At 32.9% G+C, this 1,604-nt stretch carries 3 protein-coding genes; all 3 read left to right on the top strand.

Features of this window, described 5'->3' with window-relative positions; genetic code table 11:
- The first annotated feature begins 315 nt into the window (after nt 1-315).
- The gene (locus tag GVV20_RS10530) at nt 316-630 is read left to right on the top strand and encodes a YdcP family protein (protein WP_159740295.1); all 315 of its coding nucleotides are present in this window, start codon (nt 316-318) and stop codon (nt 628-630) included.
- A 21-nt stretch (nt 631-651) separates the two neighbouring features.
- Nucleotides 652-1,026 carry a YdcP family protein gene (locus GVV20_RS10525; protein WP_159740296.1) on the top strand — a complete coding sequence of 125 codons (375 nt, stop codon included), beginning with the start codon at nt 652-654 and terminating at the stop codon, nt 1,024-1,026.
- Nucleotides 1,027-1,086: 60 nt separating this feature from the next.
- A partial coding sequence (locus GVV20_RS10520) for a hypothetical protein (RefSeq protein WP_250690214.1) occupies nt 1,087-1,604 on the top strand: 518 nt, incomplete at its 3' end.

The raw sequence follows: 1,604 nt of genomic DNA, 5'->3' as shown, positions 1-1,604 counted from the left end.
ATATGTAGCTTTGACTAGATCTTTAGACAAACTTACAATAATTGTTTCCAAGGAAGTTACTGAGAGGTATGAAGCAGATTTTTTAACAGCTTTTTTTAATCAATATATTTAGCCAGTAGTAGACGTTTCTATGATAGAAACGTCTCTTTTTATTTGGCTAAACGGGAATGGGGTGATTACGATTTTTTTTAGGAAATAACTGAAATATATTCGAAAGACTGTGTTATTTATGTGCTTTATCGGTTTTCCCACAAAAGAGAATAATCTTTATACAGTTTGATATTTATGAAAACTAAACAGAAAGAGGTAAAAAATATGGAATTAAAATTTGTCGTTCCAGAAATGGAACAAACATTTGGAACATTAGAATTTGCAGGTGAAGGAAAAATAGAACAACGCCGGATTAACGGAAAGCCGACGATTTTATCCCGTAGTTATAATTTATATTCAGACGTTCAGCGAGCGGATGATATCTTTGTTATTTTGCCTACAGAAGCTGGAGAAAAACACTTTGAAGTGGAAGATAAAGTAAAATTAGTCAACCCACGTATCACAGCAGAAGGTTACAAAATTGGCACTCGCGGCTTTACCAATTACATCTTACACGCAGATGATATGGTAAAAGCTTAAGAAAGGAATAGGTGAACCTATATGAGATTGGCTCAAGGAATTGTGATTGAAAAGAATAAAACATTTGGAACTCTAAAGTTCTCGGCATTACGTCGAGAAGTAAAAATTACAGATGAAGAAGGAAATGTAACTGAACAGATTAAAGAAAGAACCTATGACCTAAAATCCAAAGGACAAGGTCGTATGATTCAAGTCAGTATCCCTGTTTCTGCTGGAACAAAGGATTTTGACTACAATGCAGAAGTAGAACTAGTCAATCCAGTAGCAGATACAGTAGCGACAGCAACCTATATGGGAGCGGATGTGGATTGGTACATTAAAGCTGAGAATATTATTCTTAAGAAGACGTTAAATAATGGACATCCTAGTTCAAAGTCAAATAATGACAAAAAATAAATATTGATTCATTTTGCATGTTACAATATATGTATGTTGTATTAGAATGGAGATGATACTATGCCCTATTTTGCATATCAAGATAAACAGAAAAAAGATTTAGTTAAAGCTAGTGAAATAACTATTGCTGATAAAGATAAAACATTTTATTGTAAAACTGCTGATTGTAAAGCGCAATTAAAAATTGTAAATGTTGCTGATTCAAATAGAGCTTTTTTTAGAAGACTTTCAAGTCAAGCAGAGCACAGCAGTACCCTGTGTTCAGCTGATGGAAATTTTGATCCTACAAAGTATCGTGAATCAGGATTTGATTTTGATAGCATTGCCTTGAATTTGATGAGCAGTAGTGCAAATTCATCAAGTGTTGTAGGAACAAGAAATCAAAGTGCTTCTGGTGGTGGCGGAACTAAACCAATTTCAAAACTACTTCAAATATATTTAATGTGTCGTAAATATGAAACATATAATGCTATAAATACCAATGACATCTTAGCAGATGAAAGAAATTTCTCAACATATTCTCATGGCATTGTTGGAACAAAAGTTGTTCAATGTACCTATTATCATAAATTTAAAGA

It is taken from the genome of Erysipelothrix aquatica (genome assembly GCF_009828775.2).
GTDB classification, from domain to species: domain Bacteria; phylum Bacillota_I; class Bacilli_A; order Erysipelotrichales; family Erysipelotrichaceae; genus Erysipelothrix; species Erysipelothrix aquatica.
Note: the sequence above shows the minus strand (reverse complement) of the source record. Positions and strands in the feature narration are given on the sequence as shown.